The organism is Arthrobacter sp. (assembly GCF_048266065.1).
GTDB lineage: Bacteria > Actinomycetota > Actinomycetes > Actinomycetales > Micrococcaceae > Arthrobacter_H.
Genome location: NZ_JBLXAH010000004.1, coordinates 270,385 through 292,000, shown reverse-complemented (window position 1 = coordinate 292,000; position 21,616 = coordinate 270,385). Strand labels below are relative to the sequence as shown.

The following is a 21,616-nucleotide window of genomic DNA, read 5'->3' as shown; positions in this document are numbered from 1 at the left end:
CTCAGGCCCCCGATCCGGCGAAGGGCGACGAGGCCCGCTGGTAGTTGAACCAGGCCACCGCCGACAGCAAGGCGTAGATGCCGACGAAGGACCAGAAGGCGGCGGTGTAGCCACCGGTCGCCCCGACGGAAGCGCCCAGGGCCTGGGGTATGAGGAATCCGCCGTAGGCGCCGATGGCCGAGACCAGGCCCAGTGCGGCCGCGGCTTGCCGCTCGGTGGAGATCGCCGTCGCCTCCCGACGCCCGGCTCGGGCCGACAGGTGGGCCCGTCGGGTGAAGACGGCCGGGATCATGCGGTAGGTCGAACCGTTGCCGACCCCGCTGGCCCCGAAGAGCAGGATGAACAGTGCCAGGAACCACCAGAATCCTCCTGCGGGCGAGGTCAACGCCAGGGCCGCGGTGAGTACCGCCATGACGGCAAAGGCGGCGATCGTGATGCGTGCACCGCCGTGCTTGTCCGCCAGGCGACCGCCGAGTGGCCGGGTGAGCGAGCCGACCAACGGGCCGAGGAAGGCCAGGGAGAGCGCGGCGCCGAGCACGGCGAAGGACGAAAACGCAGGGAAGGAGTCCTTGATCAGTTTCGGGAAGACCGCAGAGAAGCCGATGAAGGATCCAAAGGTTCCGATGTACAGCACGGCGATGACCCACATCTGCGGTTCGCGTACGGCGGCCAGGGATCCGGAGAGGTCGGATCGGGCCTGGCTGAGGTTGTGCATGTTCCGCAGTGCCAGGAACGCCGCGAGCACGATGAACGGCATCCACATCAAGCCGGCCAGCGGAAGGTGGAGGGTACCGGCAGCGAAAACGGTGACCGCCACGGGGACCGCCAATTGGGCCACAGCCGCCCCGAGGTTGCCACCGGCCGCATTCAGGCCCAGCGCCCACCCCTTTTCCCGCGCCGGGTAGAAATAGGTGATGTTCGCCATCGAGCTGGCGAAGTTCCCGCCACCGAACCCGGCCAGCCCGGCCAAGGTGAGCAGGATCCAGAAGGGGGTCGTCGGATCGGCAACGGCCCAGGCCATCCCGCCCACCGGGACCAGCAGCAGCAGGGCGGATACCACCGTCCAGTTGCGCCCGCCGAAGCGGGCCACCATGAAGGAGTAGGGGATCCGCAGGGTGGCCCCGACCAGGCTGGGCATCGATATCAGCCAGAACAGTTCGGTGGTCTCCAGGTCGAAACCGGCCGCCGGCAGGTAGATGGCCACGATCGACCACAATTGCCAGACCACGAACCCGAGGAATTCGCAGAGGATCGAATACTTCAGGTTGACCCGGGCGGTCCGGCGGCCGACGTCCTTCCAGAAGCGGGGGTCTTCGGCATCCCAATTGCCGATCCACCGGCCGGGTCCGACCTCGAGTCGCATCGGGTTCGCCGTACTGGTTGTCGGCATGAGTTGTTCGGTGTGGCCCACAGCTACCTCCACGTCGTGTGTCATCGTCTGGGGTCCACCGTGCCAAGCTCGTGTTTCCGGAATCCGTGGCTGCCGTTTCGCGCCGGGCAACTCTTTCTCACCGGGGGCCCACGTGGATGTGAGGCACAGCCCGGCAGCGATAGGGTTGGGCCATGAGCAACGAGAACCCCGTCACACCCGTCGAGGTGCAACCACGTCCCGTACTGGGCCAGCTTCCGAAGTATGCCGCGGGCAAACCCCCGGCCGTCGTTCCGGGACTGACCTCATACAAGCTGTCCTCCAACGAGAACCCCCAGCCACCGGTGCCGGCAGTGCTGGCGGCCATCCGCGAAGGCGTCGACTTCAACCGCTATCCGGACCCGCTGGCAACGAAGCTGCGCGAGGCCCTGGCCGGATACCTCGATGTGCCGGCTGACGACATCGTCACCGGCGCCGGAAGCCTGGGCGCCCTGACCCAGATCCTGCAGACCTTCGCCGGACAGAACGACGACGATGTCGCCGATGAGGTCATCTACGCCTGGCGCTCGTTTGAGGCCTACCCCATCGTCGTGCAGACCACCGGCGCGGATGCCATCGAGATCCCGAACCTGCCCGATGGCCGCCATGACCTGGATGCCATGGCCGCAGCGGTCAACGCGCAGACTTCCGTCGTGCTGCTGTGCACGCCCAACAATCCCACGGGCCCGGTGTTGACGACCGCCGAGGTCGAGAAGTTCATCAACTCGGTTCCCGCCAACGTGCTGATTGTCATCGACGAGGCCTACAACGAGTTCGTCCGTGCCGACGATGCGGTCAATGGCATCGAGATGTACCGCAAGTACCCCAACGTGGTCGTCCTGCGGACCTTCTCCAAGGCCCACGGACTGGCCAACCTGCGGGTCGGATATTCCATTTCGCATCCGTCGATCACGCAGTACCTGCGGGTCATCGCCACGCCATTTGCCGTGTCGAGCCTGGCGGAAAAAGCTGCGGTGGCGTCGATCGAGAACATTGATGGCGTTGTCGAAAGCGTACAACGCGTGGTGGACGAGAGGACCCGCGTCGTCACGGGCCTGCGGGACCTCGGATGGGAGATCCCCGATGCCCAGGGCAACTTCGTGTGGCTCGCCTTTGGCGATGAGACCCCTGAATTCGCCCGGGTTGCCGGCGAGCAGGCCCTCTCCGTACGGGCCTTCGGCACCGAGGGCCTGCGGGTGACCATCGGCGAGGAGGAAGCCAACACGCGTTTTTTGGAGCTTTGTAGCAAGTATCCAAAACGACCCACCCTTTCCTAGCCGGTCGCCAATCGCGGCGGCGAGCCCCTCGCCCAGTAGGCTGTAAGGGTATTTCCGTTATATGCCCCCTCCGGAATGCATGTCGCAGGGGGCATATTTTCGATCGAAGGGTATCCACGCGCATGACCTCAACCGCACAGGCGACGGCGGCAACTGACATGGTGCAGTTGCTCACGCCAGACGGAGAGCTCCGGCAGGACGACGTCTATTCGCGGTATCTGGCCGACGTCGATGCCGAGCAGATGCGCGGCTTCTACCGCGACATGGCGCTCACCCGCCGCTTCGATGACGAGGCGACGGCCTTGCAGCGACAGGGCCAGCTGGCTTTGTGGGTGCCGCTGCGGGGGCAGGAAGCGGCCCAGATCGGCTCCGGCCGGGCCACCGAGACCCGTGACTACATCTTCCCCACCTATCGCGAGCACGGTGTGGCCCTGACCCGGCAGGTGGATTTCCCCCAGATGCTGCGGATCTTCAGGGGCATCTCCAACGGCGGGTGGGACCCCCGGGAAAACAACTTCCACATGTACACGATGGTGCTCGCCGCGCAGATGCCGCACGCCGTGGGCTATGCGATGGGCATCCAACGCGACCAGGCGGGGTGGGATGCCCAGCGGCTCGCCGCCGACGGCACCGCCGTGGTGGCCTACTTCGGCGACGGTTCCTCCTCGGAGGGCGATACCCATGAGTCCATGGTCTTCGCCGCGAGCAACCAGGCACCGGTGGTCTTCTTCTGCCAGAACAACCAGTGGGCCATCTCGGTCCCGTTCGAGGTCCAGTCCCGCGTCCCCTTGGCACAACGCGCCGCGGGCTACGGCTTCCCGGGGGTGCGGGTGGACGGCAACGACGTGTTGGCCGTGCACGCCGTCACCCGCTGGGCATTGGAACATGCGCGTTCCGGCAACGGGCCCGTGCTCATTGAGGCCCAGACCTACCGGGTCGGTGCACACACCACCGCCGACGACCCCACCAAGTACCGCACGGCACTCGAAGAGGAGACCTGGGGTCCCAAGGACCCGCTGGTCCGTTTGGAGAAGTACCTCAGGGACCAGGGCATGGTCGATGACGACTTCTTCGTCCAGCTGGCCGCCGATGGCGACGAGATGGCCGCCCGCGTCCGCCGCGAGGCGCTGGCCTTCCCGGCGCCGACCCTGGCCCAGTCTTTCGCCAACGTCTATGCCGAAGCCCATCCGCTGATCCGTGAGGAGCTGGAGTTCCACCTCCAGTACGAGGCGGGTTTCGCCGATGCGACCGGCACCGACGAGCAAGGGGATGCCCGATGACCACGATGACCCTGGCCAAGGCCCTGTCCGCGGGCCTGCGCCGCGTGCTGGAAGAGAACCCCAAGTCACTGCTGATCGGTGAGGACATCGGTCGTCTCGGCGGCGTCTACCGCGTGACCGAGGGCCTGATGGCCGACTTCGGCACCGAGCGCGTCGTGGATTCGCCGCTGGCCGAGTCCGGCATCATCGGCACCTCGATCGGCATGAGCCTACGCGGCTACGCCCCCATCGCCGAGATCCAGTTCGACGGCTTCGTCTTCCCCGGGTTCAACCAGATCACCACGCAACTGGCCAAGATGCGGGCCCGATCCGAGGGCCGCTTCGGGGCCCCCGTCGTCGTGCGGATCCCCTATGGAGGTGGAATCGGGTCGATCGAGCACCATTCGGAATCCCCCGAGGCGCTGTTCGCCCACACGCCCGGCCTGCGGATCATCACCCCCTCCAACCCCAACGATGCCTACTGGATGATCCAGCAGGCAGCGGCCTGCCAGGACCCGGTGATCTTCTTCGAACCCAAGCGCCGCTACTGGCTCAAGGGCGAGGTCGACACCGAAACGTCGGCACCGGACGCCTTCAGCGCCCAGGTCATCCGCGAGGGGAGCGATGCGACCATCGTGACCTACGGGCCGCTGGTCCCGGTGGCCCTGGCCGCCGCCGAAGCCGCCACGGAGGACGGGCGCAGCATCGAAGTCATCGACCTGCGCTCGATCAGCCCGATTGATTTCGATACGGTGATCGCCTCGGTGCAGAAGACCGGCCGGCTCATCGTCACCCACGAGGCCCCCACCTTTGGCGGGATCGGCGGGGAAATCGCGGCACGGGTCTCCGAACGCGCCTTCCTGTCCCTGGAGGCCCCCGTGATCCGCGTCGGTGGATTCCACATGCCCTACCCGGTGGCCAAGGTCGAGGAACAGTACTTGCCGGACATCGACAAGCTGCTCGATGCGCTGGACCGTTCCTTCGAGTACTAGGCCGACCGGCACCCCGAACAGCACGCGCCCAAGGAGCCATCCATGAGTACCTTCAAACTGCCGGACGTCGGCGAAGGCCTGACCGAGGCCGACATCGCCTCGTGGAAGGTCAAGCCCGGCGACACCGTGGAGATCAACCAGGTCTTCGTGGAGATCGAGACGGCCAAGTCGCTCGTCGAACTGCCCAGCCCCTACGCCGGTGTCGTGACCGAACTGCATGCCGACGAGGGGCAAACCGTGGAGGTTGGCCAGCCGCTCTTCTCCGTGGATGAAACCGGGCAGGACGTTCCGGCGCCGCAGGAACCGGGCATCGAATCGGCGCCCACCGCCGACGCGGTGGCCGAACCGCAGGCCGCTGCCGTATCCGTTCCGCCGACCCGGGAAGCTCCTGGAACGGCGGAGGAGAAGGCGCCGGGCCCCCTGGTCGGTTCCGGGCCGAAGGCCGATCCAGTCCGCCGCCGACCGCGCACCCAGCGCGGGACGCCGGCCAGCACCCCCGCCACCGAGGCACCCGCGGCAGTCGCGGCCCCCGCGCCGGCTGCCTCCCGCCGTCCCGCGACCGGAACACCTGCAGCGGCGCCGCAGCCGGCCCCTGCAACAGCTGGAAACCGTGCAGGCGCCGCCCGCCAGTCGGTCACCCAGTTGCTGGACCGGGTACTGGCCAAGCCGCCCGTGCGCAAGATCGCCAAGGAACTGGGCATCGATCTGGCCAAGATCAGCGGAACCGGACTGCGCGGGGAGATCACCCGCGAGGACCTCATCTCCTACCAGGGACAACGCGAGGCCGAGCAGGACCAGGCACCGACGTTCTGGATGCAGGGCAGCGTGGACGAGGACCGGGTCACCCGCGAACCCGTTCGCGGCGTGCGCAAGGCGACCGCCAAGGCCATGGTGGAGTCGGCCTCCAGCGCACCGCATGTGAGCATCTTCGTCGACGTCGACGCCTCCCGCACCATGGAGTTCACCCAACGGCTCAAGAAGTCCAGGGACTTCGAAGGCATCAAGGTGTCCCCGCTGCTGATCCTGGCGAAGGCCGTGATCTGGGCGGCCGCGCGCAACCCCAGCGTCAATGCCAGCTGGGTGGACCGGCCCGAGGGCGGGGCCGAGATCCACGTCAAGCACTACATGAACCTGGGCATCGCCGCTGCCACCCCGCGTGGACTGCTGGTGCCGAACATCAAGGACGCCCAGGACCTGAGCCTGAAGGAGCTGGCCGTGGCCCTGAACCACCTCGCCGTCACTGCACGCGAGGGAAAGACCAAGCCGGAAGACATGCGCGGCGGTTCGCTGACGGTCACCAACATCGGCGCCCTCGGCATCGACACGGGCACGCCGATCATCAATCCAGGCGAAGTGGCCATCGTTGCCTTCGGGACCATCCGGCAGAAGCCGTGGGTGGTCTCCGGTGAAGTCATCCCCCGGTGGATCACCACCCTCGGGGGGAGCTTCGACCACCGGGTCGTCGACGGGGACCTCTCCGCGCGGTTCATGGCCGACGTCGCCGCCATCATGGAGGAGCCGGCGCTGCTGCTCGACTGAGTTCGGCCCCGGAGCCGTCCCGATCAGGACAACGGCAATTGGGGCCCCAGCTCCGCGGCTGCTGCCCGCAGCTGGTCCAGATGGCCCGATAGCGCCTCGCGGTCCTTGCGGAACAACGGCGAAGCCAGTGCCATGGCGGCAACCAGCCGTCCGGAGGCGGACCAGACCGGGACACCCACCGCTGCCATGCCGTCGTCGTTCTCCTCCTGCTGCGACACCCAACCTGAATTCCGGGCCGCGGACATCTCCGCCTCGAGTGCGCCACGGTCCGTGATCGAACGACGGGTGCGCACGACCAGTTCGGTGGTGGCCACCAGGCCCGGCTCGAAGGCCAGGAAGACCTTGCCAATGGCGCTCGTGGAGAGGGGGCCGTGGTCGCCGGGGTCGGTGGTGATGCGATATTGCGGGCCGTCGCATTTGGCGATGGTGAGGGTCCGATCACCGTCACGGACGGCGAGGATGGAACTCTCCCCGGTCGTTTCCGTCAATCTGCGCAGGACCGGGCCGGCCGTCCCCTCGAAGCCACGGGCATGCGCCACCTTCTGCCCCAATTGGAAGATCCTCAACCCCAGCCTGTAGGTCTTCGCCACGTCCTCGTAGACCACGTACCCGCTGCTGACCAGCGTGTTCAACAACCGATAGGCGGTGCTGAAGGGCAACTCGCTGGCTTCGGCCACCTTTCCGGCGGGCAACCCGTCCGGGTGGTCGCCCAAGAGGGTCAACAACCCCAGGGCCTTCGCCACGGTCCCCGATCCCTCGGCCATGGTGCTCCTTAATCTTTGACACACGTCCATGTGACGGGCACCATAAGTATAACCAAAATACAGAAGCTATTGCCACTATTTGGACATGAAGACAAAGGTGCCTTCGCCGAAACGACATCGTCGTCTGCCACCCGGGTCCCGAGGAAACATGAACCAGCCAGAAACAAGCCTTGCCAAAACCCCCAAGCGTGCCGCTGTCGCCAGTTGGATCGGCTCGGCGCTGGAGTACTACGATTTCGCCGTCTACGGAACGGCGGCTGCACTCGTTCTGAACCACCTGTTCTTCCCCGCCGACACCAACCCCGCCCTGGCCATCCTGGCTTCCATGGGGACCGTCGGCGTCGCCTACGTCGTGCGCCCGCTGGGTGCACTCATCATGGGACCGCTGGCCGACAAGTACGGCCGGCGTTTCGTCCTGATGCTGACGTTGTTCCTCATGGGTGGTGCCACGTTCGCCATCGGTTGCCTGCCCACGTTCCACGATGTCGGCTTCCTGGCCCCCGTCCTGCTGGTCATCTGCCGGATCATCCAGGGCCTGTCGGCCTCCGGGGAACAGGCTTCGGCGATCTCCGTTTCCCTGGAGCACTCGAGCGAGCATCGCCGCGGGGTGACCACCAGCTGGACGCTGCAGGGAACCCAGTTCGGCACCCTGCTGGCTACCGGCGTCTTCATCCCGTTCGCCACGCTCCCGCAGGAACAACTGCTGTCCTGGGGCTGGCGGGTGCCGTTCTGGCTCTCGGCCGTTGTCATCGTGACCGCCTACATCATCCGGCGCAAGCTCGAGGAGCCGCCGGCCTTCCGTGAGGTCGACGAGACCGTCGTGCAGAAGTCCCCGTTGGCCGCGACCTTCCGCCATCACAAGGCCGCGGTGCTGCGCATCGCCGCCGCGGCGATGATCAACACCGTGAACATGGTCTTCACTGTCTGGTCCATCAGCTACGCCACCAACGGCGTGGGGCTGGACCGGGCGACCATGCTCTGGGTGACCGTCGTGACCAACTTCGTTGCACTCTTCGCGATCCCACTGGCTGGCATCGTGGCCGACAAGTTCGGCCGTAAGCCGGTGTTCGTCGTCGGGACCATCGGCCCGGCCGTGCTCATCTACCCGTATCTCGCGGCCGTCACCGCCGGCAACTGGCCCCTGATCTTCGTCTTTGGGATCCTCATGTCCGGCATCACCTATTCGCTGGCCAACGCCATCTGGCCGGCGTTCTATGCCGAGATGTTCCCGACGCGTGTCAGGGCCACCGGCTTGGCCCTGGGGACGCAGATCGGCTTTGCCGTCTCCGGCGGCGTCGCCCCTGCGCTCGCCACGTTCCTGGCCGGAGACGACATGGCGAACTGGGTGGGCGTGGGGATCTTCGTCAGCGCAATGTGCCTGTTGTCCGCCGTGGCGGCCCTGACCGCCAAGGAGACCGGCAAGCTCACACTGGAGGAGATCGACGTCCTGCACACCACGAGGACCGAGGCAGCGGAAGCCGCCCGGATCCGCTAGGGTTCCGGGAAGGACCAGAGTGTGGCCGGCAGGACCGGCAATGTGCCGAGGGAGCGGATGTGACGGATCGGATGGCCCCACCGGGGCCGGTGGAGCGGGTGGTGCTGCTCGACGCTGGGCACCGGCCGATCGGCACCGCGCCGAAGTCCGAGGTCCACACGGCGCAGACACCGCTGCATCTGGCCTTCTCCTGCCACGTCTTCGCCCCGGACGGGCAGGTGCTGGTGACGCGCCGGTCGCTGGCGAAGAAGGCGTGGCCCGGGGTGTGGACCAATTCGGTCTGCGGACATCCGGCCCCGGGGGAGTCCTCCCGGGATGCCGTCAGGCGCCGCGCCGGCTATGAGCTGGGGCTGGGCCTGGGCATCGTCCAGGAGGTCATGCCAGATTTCGCCTATCGGGCCGTGGACGCATCCGGGATCGTGGAAAACGAGTTCTGCCCGGTCCATTTCGCGCTCGCCGACGGTTTGCCCGCGCCACGGGCCAGTGAGGTGGCCGAATACCACTGGGTGGCTCCGGCCGACCTCGCTGCAGCGGTTGCCGCCACTCCCTGGGCCTTCAGCCCGTGGCTGGTCCTGCAGCTCGGCCAGTTGGCCGCACGCGGCATCGACTACACGGCGCCGCGACCCTGATCCATGCCACGCCACCGGCCCGCGCCGCGGGGTGTCGTCAGACGGAGACGCCGAAGACCAGCGGCAACAAGGTGAACAGCACCGCCGAGATCAGGACGATGGAGACCAGGTTCAGCCACAGGCCCGCGCGGACCATCTGCTTGATGGAGACCTCGCCGGAGCCGAAGGCGACGGCGTTGGACGGTGTCGCCACCGGCAGCATGTAGGCCGAGCACACCGCCAGTGTCATGACGATGGTCATCAGGATCGGGTCGAGACGCACCCCCACCGCAACGGCGCCCATGATCGGGAAGAACGCCGCGGCCGTCGCCGTGTTGCTGGTCAGCTCCGTCAGTCCGAGGCCGACGACTGCGGCGACCAGCAGGATCAAGACCGGGGGCATTCCGGCCAGGCCGCCGACCTGGTCACCGATCCAGGTCGAGAGGCCGGTCTTGGTGAACATGGCCGACAGGCTCAAGCCCCCGCCGAACAACAGCAGCAGGCCCCAGGGGATGTCCCGGGCGGATTCCCAACCGAGCAGCGGAGCCGAGCCGGCCTTGTCGGACCGCTTGCGTGCCGGGACCAGGAACGTGGCCACGGCAGCGGCCATGGCCACCTGCGTATCGTCGATGGTGCCGAGGAAGGGCATCGCCTGCGCGACGGCGGGGATCTGGGCGATGAACGGCACCGCCACCCAGAAGAAGATCGCCAGCAGGAAGATCGCGCCCACCCGGCGTTCCGGGGTGGTGAGGCGACCCAATTTAGCCAGCTCGCCGCGGATGAGCTCCGTGCCGCCGGGAATCTGGTCCAACGCCGTGCGGAAGACGAGCTTGGTCAGCACGAGCCAGGCGATGAACAACATCACGACGGCAACGGGGACCCCGACCAGCATCCATGTGCCGAAGCCCATGTCGTACCCCTGCTCGGATCCCAGATAGGCCTTCATCAGGGCCATGGGCGGCTGCCCGATCAACGTGGCCATGGAGCCGATCGTGACGCCGTAGGCGATGCCCAGCATCATCGAGGCGGAGAACTTGGCGTCCACGGCGTCCTGGTCGATGCTGCGCACCAGCTGCAGGATCGAGACACCGATGGGAACCATGATGACCGCGGTGGCCGTGTTGGAAACCCACGCCGAAATGAACGCGGAGGCCAGCATGAGCCCGAAGACGATCTGGCTGGGCCGGGTTCCCACCAGCTTGATGGTCAGCAACGCAATGCGCAGGTGGAGGTTGCTCTTCTCGGTCGCCAGCCCCAGGATGACGCCACCCATGACCAGGAAGACGACCGGGTTGGCGTAGGGGGAGGCGACGTTGGCCATGGTGTCCATCCCGAACAGCGGGAACAACACCAGCGGCAACAACGAGGTGACGGGGATCGGCGCCGCTTCGGTCATCCACCAGATGGCCATCCACAGGGCGCAACCGGCCACGGCCCGGCCTTCGAACGCCAGCGAGGCGGGAAGCGCGAGTGCCAGCGCCAGGCCGGCCAGCGGGCCAGCCAGCAGGGCCAGCAGACGGCGCCCGCCGCCGGTCCCGGTTTCGGGTGCGGCGGGGCCTGGATCGACCCGCGGTGACGGGATCTGGGTCTCGGTGCTCATAAGGTCCTCAGGGGTGTGGCGGAGTGCACCGATTGAGGTGCGGTTCAACGCCTGACCCTATAGAGGTGATCTAGGCAACAGAAGTATCCATTTGGTCCCGATTCGGACCTGGCGCATATGGATGCAGGTCACCCGACCTGGCGGTTCAGTTGGCGACGGTGAACCGACGGTGCTGGTGCTTCGGTTCCTCCAGCTCGTCGAGCACTGCTACGGCGAAGTCCTGGGTGGAGATGCTGTCGCCGACCGGGGAGTCCGCACCCAGCTTGTAGGATCCCGTGCGCTCGCCCGGTGCGATGACCGGCGCGGGCGCCAGCATGGTCCAGTCCAAACCGGAGGCGGAGTTGTAGTTTTCCATCACCGCGATCATGGCGCGTGACTCGGCCTCGTACTCCGGCGGGAAGCCGGGCTGGTCCACGAGCAGGCCACCGCCGACCATCGTGCTGCCGGCACCGCCAACGATGAAGACCCGTGCGGGAACCAGCGTCTCGCTGATTTCCTCGTGGGCGACGATGAAGTCCTGCGCGTCGCCGCCCTCGCGGGACGGGGGGACCGAGAAGACGACGACGTCGTGGTCGGCGGCCAGCGCACGGTAGGCGCCCAGATCCCCCAGCTCGGCGGTGGCCGAGGCTGCACCTTCCACCGGCGTGCCCTTGCGCGAGACGGCGGTGACCTGGTGTCCGCGGCCCAGCGCCTCGGTGACGATCTGGCTGCCGACCATGCCGGTGGCTCCGTAGATGGCGATCTTCATGGTGAATCCCTCTCGTGAATGGCTGATGACCTCATGCTATGCATTTGATACCCAGTACCTCAACGTCATAAAGTATCCATATGGATACCAAAGGCCGCCCCTTCGATGTCATGGACGTCGACTGCCCGTCGCGCCTGGTGCAGCGCATCGGGGACAAATGGACACCCTGGTCATGCAGGCACTCAAGGCCGGGCTGGCCGGTTCACCGCGGTTCGAGCCGCGGTGGGTGGCGTTACCCCAGGTACTGACGCAGACCCGCGCGCGCTCGAACGTGACGGACTTGTTGCGCGCACCGTCTACGCGCAGGTCCCCCCCGCGTCGACTATGCGCTCACGCCACTGGGCGCCACCCTGCTGGAGCCCCTGGACGCCGTCCGCGCCTGGCCGAGCACGCGGGGTCGATCCTGGAGGCCCGGGACGACTATGACGACCGCCAGGAGGCCGTCCGTGCCTGAATCGCTGCCCACTCCCGCACTGCACGGGGACGCGCCACCGTGGTCCTGCTGCGGAATCGCCGCACGGCCCCGAGGTCCTGCTGCTGGAACGCCCTCGCATCGCGGGTCCTTCGCCGGGGCGGTCTTCCCGGTGGCCACGTCGACCCCGAAGACCGCCAATTCCCTCCCGGACGACGGCGATGCCCGGGATCCGCTGGGGCCGTGGCCCTGCGGGCCGGGGTGCGGAAACCCTGGAGGAGACCGGGCTGGCGGTCAGCGCGGCCGATCTGGCTCTGATCGGACGCCGCCGCCCACCGCCCCGAAACGCCTGCGCACCTGGTTCTTCCTGGCCGCCGTGGATGCCGGAGCCGACACCCGGATCGTCCTGAGCCGGACGAACATGTGGACCATGCCTGGGTGACGCCCGCCGAGGCGCTGCGCCGTCACGGCGAGGGCTGGTCAACCTGGTTCCACCCACCTGGATGACGCTGCGCTGGCTCGCCGGGCAGGACTCGGCGGCCGGGCCGTGGCTGCGGCCCGATGCCAACCGGCCGCCGAATTCAGGAGCCTGCGCACCCTCGACGACGAGGCGGCCCATCGTGGCGTGGGCCGGCGATGAAGCGTATGACCTCGATGGGCGGGCCGGGCCCGCCGGCACCGCAACCGCCTCCACCTCGGCACCTGCCGTGGATTCGGGAACGGACGCGCCCGAGCACGTAACGCTGCAGAAAAGCGTTGAGTGTGATCTGTGTTACTGCTATTCTCAACACCGCAATATGAAGCTGAACCCACAATGGGGTGGCGGTGGGCGTTTTGGCTCCTTCTGCCCCCGCGGGTTCCGAAGGTCCTACGCGGGAAGAGCAGTGATGAGCAGCGATCAAGCAGTGGCACCGAACTTTGCGGTGGAACTGAACGCATGCAGCAAGAGTTCACCACCCCGCATGGCGGACCTACCAGGCGGTGCAGGATATCGACCTGGCGGTCGAGCCGGGGCGGTTCGTGTCGATCGTGGGCCCCACCGGCTCGGGCAAGTCGACCATCCTGCACATGCCGCCGGCCTGGTCGAGCCGACCTCCGGCACCGCATCGAGCTTTGGTTCCCGGTGCGCGGGTGAACCGCAGGGCCTCCTACGTTCCAGCAGGATGCCCTGCTGCCGTGGAAGACGGTCATCGACAATGTCAGCCTGGGCCTGACCATGGCAGGCGTCTCCAAGGGCGAGGCCAATGACCGGCCCGCGGGTGGCTGGAAAAGGTCGGCCTGAAGAACTCGCGATCGCTATCCCCACCAGCTCAGCGGAGGGATGCGCAAGCGCACCTGCCGGCGCAGGCCTGATCGTCGACCCGGACATCCTGTTGATGGATGAGCCGTTTTCCTCGCTGGATGTCCAGACACGCCAGATCGCGGAGAACGAACTACTGGCCCTGGCGGAATCCGGCAAGGCCGTCGTGTTCATCACCCACGACCTCGATGAGGCCATTGCCCTGTCCGACGAGGTCGTCATCCTGGGGCCGGCCCCGGCAGCACCGTGGTCGGCCGCCTGACATCACCATCCCCGACCCCGTGACCTGCTGGAGATCCGCGACGATCCCCAGTTCGCTCGAACTGCACCGGGAGATCTGGGGCAGGTTGAAGATCGAGGTCTCCCGCACTACCAGTCGTCCGTCCAACAAGAAGGCGGTGCGGCATGAGCGCCACCACCGAGAACGCGCAGCGAACACCCGCCTCCCGCCCCCAACGACCCGCCGCAAGGCCGTGTCACCGCCGGCCGTCCGAGTCGGGCAGATCGGGCTCACCGTCCTGGTCCTGGTCGCCTGGGAACTGTTGTGCCGGGTGGGGTCATCGACGACTTCTTCTTCCCCCGCCCCTCGGAGATCCTGAAGACCGTCTGGGAGTGGGTCGGATCCGGGTTCGTCTTCCCCACCTGCTGATCACCCTCGAGGAATCCGCGCTGGCGTTCGCCACGGGCGCCGCCGTCGGACTGCTGCTCGGATTCCTGCTCGCCCGCGTGCGCTTCCTCGAGCAGCTCTTCGAACCCTTCCTGAAGATGTTCAACGCGCTGCCCCGCGTGGTCCTCGCCCCATCTTCCTGCTCTGGTTCGGCCTGGGCATCTGGTCGAAGGTCGCGTTCGGGTTCACGCTATGTTCTTCATCGTCTTCTTCAACACCTGGAAGGCGTCAAGAGCGTCGACCGCGTGCTCATCGACAATGCCCGCATGCTCGGGCCAGCGAACGCCAGCTGCTCCGCCACGTGTTCATCCCCAGCGCACTGACCTGGATCTTCTCCAGCCTGCACATCAGCGTCGGGTTCGCCATCACCGGCGCGGTGGTCGGCGAATACCTCGGGGCATCGGCGGGCTGGATACGCCATCGCCCAGGCCCAGGGCGTCTTCGACACGACGGGCGTCTTCGCCGGGATGTTCATCCTGATGTTCGTGGTCCTGATCATCGACCTGCTCGTCAACCGCGTCGAGCGGCACCGCTGCGCTGGCGTCCCACCAACAACGCTAGCCCGACCACCCCGGCCGGAGACACCCCATGAAGGAAGACCCATGAACAGCACACCCCAGCACGTGCTTCCGCCGGGCGCCCAGGAGCCGCCTCGTGGCGGGATTCCCTGTTCTCTCGGCCTGCGGCGCCCCGCCTCGGCGCCTCCCGGCCAATCCGCGGCCGGCGGTCGGGCGGCAGCGGCGAAAAGGTCACCATCGGCGTCGGCGGGCAGACGCTGCCGTCCTGCCCACGACGCTGGCGCAGCAGCTGGGCTTCTACGAGAAGGAGGGGCTCGACGTCGATCTGCAGGACCTGCAGGGCGGTTCCAAGGCGCTGACCGCGATGATCGGCGGCAGCACCGACGTCACCAGCGGCTACTCGAGCACAGCCCATCCAGATGCAGGCCAAGAAGCAGTCCATCGAGGCGTTCGTGAACGAAAACCTCTCCTCCGGCCTGGCCCCGGTCGTGGCACCGAAGAACGAGGACAGCATCACCTCCTGGAGGACCTGAAGGGCAAGAACGTCGGCGTCACCGCGCCAGGTTCCTCCACCGACATGTTCGTGAAGTACCTGCTGACCAAGGACGGCATGAAGGGCACCGACGCCCGGTATCGGCCGTCGGCGCGGGGTCCTCGGCCGTCGCCGCGGTGGAGAACGGGCAGGTCGACGCCGCCGTCATGCTCGAACCGGATATCTCGGTGCTGGCCAAGAGGATCGGCCACGCCCCGAAGATCATCGCCGACGTGCGCACCCCGGAAGGCCTCAAGGAGGTCTTCGGCACCTCGTCTGGCCGTCGTCGAGCCCTACGCCAAGACCGACTGGCTGCAGAAGAACCCCGAAACCGCCAAGAAGCTCGCTGCGGCGATCCGGAGACCCTGCAGTGGATCTCCGACCACAGCGGCGAGGAGATCGCCGCGAAGATGCCCCAGAAGTACGCAGGTGGTGACGAGAAGCAGTACGCCAAGGTCATCGGCGAGCTGAAGAAGACCCTGAACACCACCGGGGAATTCACCGAAGAAGGCGCCCAGGCGGTGTTGGAGACCCAACGGGTGGCCAATCCCGAAGTGGGGGACAAGGAGATCGACCTGTCCAAGACCTACACCAACGAATACCTGAAGTAGGCCCATGGGCCGCAACGGCTCCGGGCCCCGGGCATCATGCCCGGGGCCCGGAGCCGTTCAACGCCAGTGCGTGGCGGGGTGGATCAGGCGGCGTCGATCGCGCGACGCAGCACCACCGAGAGGCGCTTGACGCCCTCGGTGATCTTCTCCGGTTCGACGGCGCTGAAGGCCAGCCGCAGCCGGTTGTTCGGCTCGTCGTCCGGGGTGAAGGCTGCGCCCGGGATGAAGACCACCCCGTCCTCGATGGCCTGGGCCAGCAGCGGGTAGGTGTCGATCCCCTTCGGCAGGGTGACCCAGATGAAGAAGCCGCCTTCCGGCCTCGTCCATTCCACGCCGTCGGGCATGTGCTCCTGCAGTGCTGCGAGCATCGTGGCGCAGCGTTCGGCATACAGGTCGCGGTAGCTCTCGATCTGGCCACGCCAGTCGTGCCCGTCGAGGTAGCTGGTGATCAGCATCTGGTTCAGCGTCGGCGGGCACAGCACCACTGCCTCGCTGGCCAGGTAGAAGCGCCGGGTCAGGTGTGCCGGGAGCAGGGCCCAGCCAATGCGCAGGCCGGGGGCGAGGATCTTGGAGAACGAGCCCATGTAGATGACGTCGTCGGGGTTGCCGGCGCGCAGCGTCTGATACGGGGCACCGTCGAATTTCAGCAGCCCGTAGGGGTTGTCCTCGAGGACCAGGATGTTGGCCTCACGGCAGATGTCCACGATCTCCTGCCGGCGCTCCGCCGCCAGGGAGATGCCCGAGGGGTTGTTGAAGTTGGGGATCGTGTAGAGGAACTTGATGCGCCGTCCGCTGTCGCGGATCGCGGCGATGCGTGCGCGCAGCTGCTCCGGGATGAGCCCGTGCTCGTCCATGGCGACGGACTCGACCTGGATCTGCTGGGCCTCGAACGTGTTCAGGGCCCCCACATAGGTGGGGTCCTCGCAGAGCACCACGTCGCCGGGATCGCAGAAGACCTTGCAGGCGACGTCCTGGGCGGATTGCGAGCCGGTGGTGACCACGATGTTCTCCGGGTCCACTCCGGTGATGCCCTCTTCGGCCATGACGTCGCAGATGTGGTTGCGCAGCTCGATGGTGCCCTTGCCGCCGCCGTACTGCAATGCCGTCAAACCCTGCTCGGCGATGAGCTGGTGGGCCATCGCGCCGATCTTCTCCAGCGGAAGCGAGGCCAGGTAGGGGTTGCCGCCCGCGAGGGACACCAGGCCGGGGCGCATCGAGATGTCGAAGACGTCACGCACCGCGGATTGCTTGATGTTGGCCGCGCGCTCGGAGAACAGGCTTTCGTGGCGCGCCGAGGCCTCCGCGCGTTCGAGCGCGATCTCCGACTCGGTCGGCACGATGGCAGGGTTCTGTGCAGCAGCGTTCTGGGATGTGTTCACCCTCACATGGTAACCACAGGTGTTCACCGTTAGGCAACAGTTGTTCCCCAGTTGACCTCCTTCGGGGACGTGCCGTGGGCGGCGGCTGCACCTCCCGGTCAGGCGGGCGGTCCGCCGGTCCGCGCCGCATCCCGGGCGGCGACCCAGGCCGCGACGTCCGCCGGTTTGATGCGCCGGTGGCTGCCGCGGTACTCCACCGGGATCGTCCCGGCATCTGTGAGGTTGCGCATGTAGGTGTTGGAGACCCCTGCCAACTGCGCGGCCTGCGAGGTGTTCAGCCAGCGTTCGGCGGTGCTGAGCACCACGGATTCTCCGGCGGACAGGCGGGTGAGCAGGTCCAGCACGGCGTCCGTGGCGGCCGCCGGAAGGCGCAGCGCCGTGCCGTTGACGAACACCGTGGCGTCCGTGGATTCGGCCAAGGCGACGGCCAGCGAGGTCGCGTCGGCGCCGCTGAGTGCCTCGTGCTGGGTGGTCTTCGTCAGGGCGGTGGTCTCCTGGGGCATGAGTCCATCATGCCGTGCCGGATCAGCCGATGGGTTGCGGCATGCGGCGCACGGAGTACCCGAGGCTGATGGATTCGCCGGTGGAGGGGTCCGAAAGTTCCACGCGCCAGGCGTCGGCGAACTGGTCCACGCCCTCGGCCATGGCCACCGTGCCGGAGATCAGGACGGTGCCCGGGCGGTCGAGCCCGCGCTCGCGCAGCACGCCCAGCCAGTAGTCGGGGGACAGGAGCGCCGAGAGCGGGCTGTCCTGGATGAGGGATCCGTCCTCCTGGCCGTGGGAGACCCAGGCGCGCAGGCGCAGGGAATCGAGGTGGTCGCGGACGTCGTCCAGACGCCAGGCGCGATCGGCCAGGACATCCGGGCCGGCATTCTTGCTCCAGGCGACGCCGTGGACCTCGAGGTCGCGGTCGGTGTGGTCGCAGGCAGCCGTCAGGAGGGGGCCGTTTTCGGTGATGACCAGCGCCCACTCTGCTTCGCCCGACGTGCGCCCGTGCTGCGCGGGCACCTCGCTGGTCTGCTGGGCCAGGTAGGGCGAGACGGGGTAGAGGGCCGGGATGGTTTCCGGTCCGGGGATGCCCAGCAGCGCCAGTTCGTCGATGTGGGCCTGGACTTCGGACTGCTCGCGTCCGGCATAGCCGGCGTTGAGCAGGGCGTGCACCTCGACCTGTTCGGTGGTGCCGTCGGGGAGGGCAAAGGCCAGGGTGGTCATGGTTCAACTTCCTGTCGTTCGGGAGGGATTCCGTGGTGTCCGGAGTCCGGGGGAATGGTCATCGCAAGTTCGTATGCTTAATGTATACACTAGGTGTTATTGTGGTGGAAATCACCCCCCGATCCAGAAGGAACATCATGGCGACACGTCCAGACACCCTGCCCCACGGGGCGGGAACCTACGTAGCCCCTCCAGGTCTCTACAAGGCATTTGCCGCGTCGCTGACCGGAACCGCCCTCGAGTGGTACGACTTCGCCGTCTATTCGGCAGCCGCAGCCATCGTCTTCCCGGCGATCTTCTTCCCGGCGTCCGATCCGATGACCGGGACCCTGCTGGCCTTTTCGACCTACGCGGTGGGCTACGTGTCCCGGCCCGTCGGTGGCATCGTCCTGGGCCGGCTGGGTGACAAGATCGGCCGCAAGAAGATCCTGGTCATCACGCTGGCACTCATCGGCGTCGCCACGTTCCTGATCGGCGTGCTGCCCGGCTACGCCAGCATCGGCGTGGCAGCGCCGATCATCCTGGTCCTGCTCCGCTTCGCCCAGGGCGTTGGCGTCGGCGGGGAATGGGGCGGTGCCGTCCTGCTCTCCAGCGAGTTCGGCGATCCGGAACGACGGGGATTCTGGGCGTCTGCCGCCCAGATCGGCCCGCCCGCCGGCAACCTGCTGGCCAACGGCGCCCTGGCCCTGCTGACCCTCATGTTGTCCGAGGAGCAGTTCCTCTCCTTCGGCTGGCGCATCGCCTTCATGCTCTCAGCGGTACTGGTCGCCTTCGGCCTGTGGATCCGCCTGCACCTGGAGGACACCCCGGTCTTCAGGGCCATGGAGGCCCGTGGCGACCGTCCGCAGAGCCCGGTGCGGGACGTGCTGACCACCGAACTGCGCCCGCTGGTCGCCGCAGTGCTCAGCCGCGTCGGCCCCGACGTGGTCTACGCGTTGTTCACCGTCTTCACCCTGACCTACGGCATCACGTTCCTGGGGTTCGAACGCAACCAGGTGCTCGCAGCGGTCATGATCGGCTCGTTCTGCCAGCTGTTCCTCATCCCGCTGGCCGGCGCCATCTCGGACCGGATCAACCGCCGGCTGCTCTACGCGGCGGGGGCGGTGGCCGCGGTGGTGTGGACCTTCGTCTTCTTTGCCGTGCTCAAGGGCGAGTCGGAGGCCATGCTGATCGTCGGCATCGTGCTGGGCCTGCTGTGCCACTCGTTCATGTACGGGCCGCAGGCGGCCTACGTCGTCGAGCAGTTCTCCCCGCGCCTGCGCTCCACCGGCAGCTCACTGGCCTACACCCTGGCCGGGGTCATCGGCGGTGCCATCGCGCCCTTGATGTTCACCGTGCTGCTCGATGCCTTCGGCAGCTGGATTCCGGTCGCGCTCTACCTGACCCTGGCCTGTGCCCTCACGCTCGTGGGGTTGGCACTGGGGCGGGACTCGAATACCGACGAGGACCATGCCTATGTCGCCGCGTCGGGCGGCCCGATCGCCGAAGCGGTGCGGTAAGGACAGGCCGCCGGGGTGCCGGGCCGGCGCCCCGGCGGCTCAGGCGCGCAGCAGGACGTCGCGGGTGACGGCCAGGTGGCTGACGATGGCGGCCCGGGCCGCCGTGGCATCCTCGGCGCGCAGGGCCTCGACGATGCCACGGTGTTCAGTGCACACATGCAGCTGGCGGTCGGCGGAGCGGTACAGGGCCGCCACCCCGACCAGGACCTGGCGTACGCGCAGCTTGTTGTAGGTGGCTGACATCAGGGCGTTGCCGGCGGAGTCGATGAGGACCTGGTGGAACGCCGCGTCGCGTTCGATGAAGGCCTGGGCGTTGTCCTCGCCGTCGGCGGACCGCAGGGCCTCCTGCTCGTCGATGATCCGTTCCATCTCCGCGACGGGCGGATTCCCGGAGGCGAGCGCCACCTCGGCGGCGTGGACCTCCAGGACCTGGCGCATCTCCATCAGCTCGGAGATGTCCCGGCCCGACAGCACCGGGATCTGCGCCCCGCGCTGGGGGATCATCTCCACCAGCCCGTCGGCGACCAGCAACAGCAGCGCCTCGCGAACCGGGGTGCGGGAGACGCCGATTTCCTCGGCCAGCTGCTTTTCATTCAGGAACCGACCCTGCATCCGGGCGTCCACCAGGACGTGCTCGCGCAGGTAATCGTAGGCTTTGTCTCGGCCGGAGGTGGCCGGGGGCGGGGTCTTTGGCATACACAAGGTATATAACAAGTTCGGGAGGACCCACATGAAAATCGCCATTGCCCAGATCAATTCAACCTCCGATCTGCCGGCCAACTTCGAACTCGTCAGCGACCACGCGCGGCGTGCCCGGGAGGCCGGAGCCGCCGTCGTGGTCTTCCCCGAGGCCACCATGTGCGCCTTCGGCAACCCGCTGGCCGAGATCGCCCAACCCCTGGACGGGCCGTGGGCGCAGCAGGTCCGGACGTTGTCCGCCGAGCTCGGGATCGTGATCGTGCACGGGATGTTCACGCCCGGAGAGGACGGGCGGGTGCGCAACACCCTGCTCGCGACCGGCCCCGGGGTGGAGGCCTCCTACGACAAGATCCACCTCTACGATGCCTTCGGGTTCGCCGAATCCGACACGGTGACGGCCGGGGAATCGATCGCCACCTTCGAAGTGGAGGGCACCGTCTTCGGGCTCTCGACCTGCTATGACGTCCGGTTCCCCGACCTCTACCGCGCCAACGCCGCAGCGGGGGCGGCCGTGAACATCGTCTGCGCCTCCTGGGGCGACGGCCCCGGCAAGGCCGGCCAATGGGACACCCTCATCCGGGCCCGTGCCCTGGACACCACGACCTTCGTCGTCGCCTGCGACCAGGCGGACCCGGCGGCCAGCGGGAAGCCGGCCGCCGGCAGCACCCCGCTCGGGGTGGGACACAGCGCGGCGATTTCCCCGCTGGGCCAGACGCTGGCGGCCGCACCGCCGACACCGTCGCTGACCATCGCGGACCTGGACGTGGCAAGCCTGGGGGATGCCCGCGGGAAACTCCCGGTGTTGGCCAACACGCGCCGGATCGACGCCGCGGGCTCCGCCGCGGCCCCGGGCACGACGGCGGTGCATCCGTAAAGTTCGCTGCAAGTGGTTGGGCGGGCCCCGGTCATGCCCTACTGTGGATGCAACGGTCTAAAGAAAGTACTGACCACTGCGCAAGCGCCGCGAGCCAACACCCCTGGCCGGCCTCCGCAGAGCAGGGCTGGCTGCCCGCCGCACGTCGACCCAGTCACCGGTGCCGCAGCCCGCGGAATCCGTGCCACGCCCGCTTCCAGATCAGCTGACTTTCACCAGGAGC

Annotated in this window: 21 protein-coding genes and 1 pseudogene; 14 read left to right on the top strand and 8 right to left on the bottom strand. The window is 67.4% G+C overall.

The annotated features are described in order from the left end of the window. Position 1: 1 nt before the first annotated feature. Positions 2 to 1,435, bottom strand: a complete 1,434-nt coding sequence (locus ACN0TP_RS08810; RefSeq protein WP_417218476.1) for an MFS transporter — start codon at positions 1,433 to 1,435, stop codon at positions 2 to 4. 128 nt (positions 1,436 to 1,563) lie between these two features. On the opposite strand from ACN0TP_RS08810, the gene ACN0TP_RS08805 reads away from it, so the two are divergent. From ACN0TP_RS08805 to ACN0TP_RS08790, 4 genes are all read left to right on the top strand, one after another. Beyond that, on the top strand, positions 1,564 to 2,685 hold the full coding sequence (locus tag ACN0TP_RS08805) for a histidinol-phosphate transaminase (protein ID WP_417218475.1): 1,122 nt from the start codon (positions 1,564 to 1,566) through the stop codon (positions 2,683 to 2,685). A 122-nt stretch (positions 2,686 to 2,807) separates the two neighbouring features. After that, complete coding sequence (pdhA, locus tag ACN0TP_RS08800) at positions 2,808 to 3,965, top strand: pyruvate dehydrogenase (acetyl-transferring) E1 component subunit alpha (protein WP_417218474.1); 1,158 nt, start codon at positions 2,808 to 2,810, stop codon at positions 3,963 to 3,965. Next, positions 3,962 to 4,936, top strand: a complete 975-nt coding sequence (locus tag ACN0TP_RS08795) for an alpha-ketoacid dehydrogenase subunit beta (RefSeq protein ID WP_417218473.1) — start codon at positions 3,962 to 3,964, stop codon at positions 4,934 to 4,936. Before pdhA ends, ACN0TP_RS08795 begins: the two co-directional genes overlap by 4 nt. 42 nt (positions 4,937 to 4,978) lie before the next feature. After that, entirely contained in the window at positions 4,979 to 6,475 is a 1,497-nt protein-coding gene (locus ACN0TP_RS08790) for a dihydrolipoamide acetyltransferase family protein (protein ID WP_417218472.1), read from the top strand. A gap of 23 nt (positions 6,476 to 6,498) precedes the next feature. Here ACN0TP_RS08790 and ACN0TP_RS08785 read toward each other — a convergent pair whose 3' ends face one another. Beyond that, positions 6,499 to 7,239 carry an IclR family transcriptional regulator gene (locus ACN0TP_RS08785; protein WP_417218471.1) on the bottom strand — a complete coding sequence of 247 codons (741 nt, stop codon included), beginning with the start codon at positions 7,237 to 7,239 and terminating at the stop codon, positions 6,499 to 6,501. Positions 7,240 to 7,387: 148 nt separating this feature from the next. On the opposite strand from ACN0TP_RS08785, the gene ACN0TP_RS08780 reads away from it, so the two are divergent. Together ACN0TP_RS08780 and idi are read left to right on the top strand one after the other, a co-directional pair. Further along, a complete protein-coding gene (locus ACN0TP_RS08780; RefSeq protein ID WP_417218470.1) occupies positions 7,388 to 8,734 on the top strand; it encodes an MFS transporter in 1,347 nt (448 codons plus the stop codon). Positions 8,735 to 8,805: 71 nt separating this feature from the next. Further along, positions 8,806 to 9,363: an isopentenyl-diphosphate Delta-isomerase gene (gene idi / locus ACN0TP_RS08775; RefSeq protein ID WP_417218562.1), complete on the top strand. Its 558-nt coding sequence runs from the start codon at positions 8,806 to 8,808 to the stop codon at positions 9,361 to 9,363. A 37-nt stretch (positions 9,364 to 9,400) separates the two neighbouring features. Here idi and ACN0TP_RS08770 read toward each other — a convergent pair whose 3' ends face one another. Both ACN0TP_RS08770 and ACN0TP_RS08765 read right to left on the bottom strand, forming a co-directional pair. Continuing rightward, positions 9,401 to 10,942 (bottom strand): SLC13 family permease, encoded by a 1,542-nt coding sequence (locus tag ACN0TP_RS08770; RefSeq protein ID WP_417218469.1) that lies wholly within the window; start codon positions 10,940 to 10,942, stop codon positions 9,401 to 9,403. 145 nt (positions 10,943 to 11,087) lie between these two features. Next, the gene (locus ACN0TP_RS08765; RefSeq protein WP_417218468.1) at positions 11,088 to 11,690 is read right to left on the bottom strand and encodes an NAD(P)-dependent oxidoreductase; all 603 of its coding nucleotides are present in this window, start codon (positions 11,688 to 11,690) and stop codon (positions 11,088 to 11,090) included. A gap of 1,393 nt (positions 11,691 to 13,083) precedes the next feature. On the opposite strand from ACN0TP_RS08765, the gene ACN0TP_RS08760 reads away from it, so the two are divergent. From ACN0TP_RS08760 to ACN0TP_RS08735, 6 genes and pseudogenes are all read left to right on the top strand, one after another. Continuing rightward, complete coding sequence (locus ACN0TP_RS08760; protein ID WP_417218467.1) at positions 13,084 to 13,350, top strand: ATP-binding cassette domain-containing protein; 267 nt, start codon at positions 13,084 to 13,086, stop codon at positions 13,348 to 13,350. 128 nt (positions 13,351 to 13,478) lie between these two features. Further along, entirely contained in the window at positions 13,479 to 13,664 is a 186-nt protein-coding gene (locus ACN0TP_RS08755; RefSeq protein WP_417218466.1) for a hypothetical protein, read from the top strand. 350 nt (positions 13,665 to 14,014) lie between these two features. Next, on the top strand, positions 14,015 to 14,392 hold the full coding sequence (locus tag ACN0TP_RS08750) for a hypothetical protein (RefSeq protein WP_417218465.1): 378 nt from the start codon (positions 14,015 to 14,017) through the stop codon (positions 14,390 to 14,392). Beyond that, entirely contained in the window at positions 14,371 to 14,661 is a 291-nt protein-coding gene (locus tag ACN0TP_RS08745) for a hypothetical protein (RefSeq protein WP_417218464.1), read from the top strand. The genes ACN0TP_RS08750 and ACN0TP_RS08745 overlap by 22 nt, the downstream gene beginning before the upstream one ends. Positions 14,662 to 14,723: 62 nt before the next feature. Continuing rightward, positions 14,724 to 15,152: pseudogene (locus ACN0TP_RS08740) on the top strand (ABC transporter substrate-binding protein); the annotation flags it as partial. Between the two features lie 104 nt (positions 15,153 to 15,256). Further along, on the top strand, positions 15,257 to 15,730 hold the full coding sequence (locus ACN0TP_RS08735; RefSeq protein WP_417218566.1) for a hypothetical protein: 474 nt from the start codon (positions 15,257 to 15,259) through the stop codon (positions 15,728 to 15,730). Positions 15,731 to 15,813: 83 nt separating this feature from the next. On the opposite strand, the gene ACN0TP_RS08730 is transcribed toward ACN0TP_RS08735, so the two are convergent. From ACN0TP_RS08730 to ACN0TP_RS08720, 3 genes are all read right to left on the bottom strand, one after another. Next, entirely contained in the window at positions 15,814 to 17,109 is a 1,296-nt protein-coding gene (locus tag ACN0TP_RS08730; protein WP_417218463.1) for a PLP-dependent aminotransferase family protein, read from the bottom strand. 98 nt (positions 17,110 to 17,207) lie between these two features. Next, positions 17,208 to 17,612, bottom strand: a complete 405-nt coding sequence (locus ACN0TP_RS08725) for a helix-turn-helix domain-containing protein (protein WP_417218462.1) — start codon at positions 17,610 to 17,612, stop codon at positions 17,208 to 17,210. 22 nt (positions 17,613 to 17,634) lie between these two features. Then, positions 17,635 to 18,321 carry a DUF2848 domain-containing protein gene (locus tag ACN0TP_RS08720; protein ID WP_417218461.1) on the bottom strand — a complete coding sequence of 229 codons (687 nt, stop codon included), beginning with the start codon at positions 18,319 to 18,321 and terminating at the stop codon, positions 17,635 to 17,637. 137 nt (positions 18,322 to 18,458) lie between these two features. Between ACN0TP_RS08720 and ACN0TP_RS08715 the strand changes: the two genes are divergently transcribed. Further along, the gene (locus ACN0TP_RS08715; RefSeq protein ID WP_417218460.1) at positions 18,459 to 19,820 is read left to right on the top strand and encodes an MFS transporter; all 1,362 of its coding nucleotides are present in this window, start codon (positions 18,459 to 18,461) and stop codon (positions 19,818 to 19,820) included. 39 nt (positions 19,821 to 19,859) lie between these two features. On the opposite strand, the gene ACN0TP_RS08710 is transcribed toward ACN0TP_RS08715, so the two are convergent. Further along, the gene (locus ACN0TP_RS08710; RefSeq protein WP_417218459.1) at positions 19,860 to 20,516 is read right to left on the bottom strand and encodes a GntR family transcriptional regulator; all 657 of its coding nucleotides are present in this window, start codon (positions 20,514 to 20,516) and stop codon (positions 19,860 to 19,862) included. Between the two features lie 34 nt (positions 20,517 to 20,550). Here ACN0TP_RS08710 and ACN0TP_RS08705 point away from each other — a divergent pair, with 34 nt between their 5' ends. After that, positions 20,551 to 21,393 (top strand): carbon-nitrogen hydrolase family protein, encoded by an 843-nt coding sequence (locus ACN0TP_RS08705; protein WP_417218458.1) that lies wholly within the window; start codon positions 20,551 to 20,553, stop codon positions 21,391 to 21,393. Positions 21,394 to 21,616: the final 223 nt, after the last annotated feature.

Coding starts and splice junctions, on each gene's coding strand:
- ACN0TP_RS08785 (WP_417218471.1), bottom strand. CDS start 7,239: ATGGCCGAGGGATCGGGGACCGTGGCGAAGGCCCTGGGGTTGTTGACC.
- ACN0TP_RS08770 (WP_417218469.1), bottom strand. CDS start 10,942: ATGAGCACCGAGACCCAGATCCCGTCACCGCGGGTCGATCCAGGCCCC.
- ACN0TP_RS08795 (WP_417218473.1), top strand. CDS start 3,962: ATGACCACGATGACCCTGGCCAAGGCCCTGTCCGCGGGCCTGCGCCGC.
- ACN0TP_RS08705 (WP_417218458.1), top strand. CDS start 20,551: ATGAAAATCGCCATTGCCCAGATCAATTCAACCTCCGATCTGCCGGCC.
- ACN0TP_RS08710 (WP_417218459.1), bottom strand. CDS start 20,516: ATGCCAAAGACCCCGCCCCCGGCCACCTCCGGCCGAGACAAAGCCTAC.
- ACN0TP_RS08720 (WP_417218461.1), bottom strand. CDS start 18,321: ATGACCACCCTGGCCTTTGCCCTCCCCGACGGCACCACCGAACAGGTC.
- ACN0TP_RS08765 (WP_417218468.1), bottom strand. CDS start 11,690: ATGAAGATCGCCATCTACGGAGCCACCGGCATGGTCGGCAGCCAGATC.
- ACN0TP_RS08715 (WP_417218460.1), top strand. CDS start 18,459: ATGGCGACACGTCCAGACACCCTGCCCCACGGGGCGGGAACCTACGTA.
- ACN0TP_RS08805 (WP_417218475.1), top strand. CDS start 1,564: ATGAGCAACGAGAACCCCGTCACACCCGTCGAGGTGCAACCACGTCCC.
- ACN0TP_RS08725 (WP_417218462.1), bottom strand. CDS start 17,612: ATGCCCCAGGAGACCACCGCCCTGACGAAGACCACCCAGCACGAGGCA.
- ACN0TP_RS08810 (WP_417218476.1), bottom strand. CDS start 1,435: ATGACACACGACGTGGAGGTAGCTGTGGGCCACACCGAACAACTCATG.
- idi (WP_417218562.1), top strand. CDS start 8,806: ATGGCCCCACCGGGGCCGGTGGAGCGGGTGGTGCTGCTCGACGCTGGG.
- ACN0TP_RS08755 (WP_417218466.1), top strand. CDS start 13,479: ATGGATGAGCCGTTTTCCTCGCTGGATGTCCAGACACGCCAGATCGCG.
- ACN0TP_RS08780 (WP_417218470.1), top strand. CDS start 7,388: ATGAACCAGCCAGAAACAAGCCTTGCCAAAACCCCCAAGCGTGCCGCT.
- pdhA (WP_417218474.1), top strand. CDS start 2,808: ATGACCTCAACCGCACAGGCGACGGCGGCAACTGACATGGTGCAGTTG.
- ACN0TP_RS08790 (WP_417218472.1), top strand. CDS start 4,979: ATGAGTACCTTCAAACTGCCGGACGTCGGCGAAGGCCTGACCGAGGCC.